This is a genomic window from Pseudomonas sp. SIMBA_068 (genome assembly GCF_046534705.1).
Taxonomy (GTDB): Bacteria; Pseudomonadota; Gammaproteobacteria; order Pseudomonadales; family Pseudomonadaceae; genus Aquipseudomonas; species Aquipseudomonas putida.
Genome location: NZ_JAWRYI010001047.1, coordinates 1 through 254, shown reverse-complemented (window position 1 = coordinate 254; position 254 = coordinate 1). Strand labels below are relative to the sequence as shown.

Below are 254 nucleotides of genomic sequence, written 5' to 3'. Positions count from 1 at the left end.
ATCGTTCCATTCCACCCAGCCCGGCGGGAAGTTGCCCACCTGATAGCCACCGGGGCCGCAGTCCCAGGGTTCGGCGATCATCTTCACCTGGCGCAGCACCGGGTCCTGGCGGCAGGCCACGAGGAAGCTGTGGCGCTCGTCGAAACCGTCGTGGTAGCGGCCGAGAATGGTCGCCAGGTCGAAGCGGAAACCGTCCACGTGCATCTCCGTGGCCCAGTAGCGCAGCGAGTCGGTGACCATCTGCAGCACGCAGG

The 254-nt window shown here is 66.5% G+C and carries 1 pseudogene; it reads right to left on the bottom strand.

The window, feature by feature from the left end:
- Nucleotides 1-254, bottom strand: a pseudogene (locus SB756_RS32635) (glycogen debranching enzyme GlgX); the annotation flags it as partial.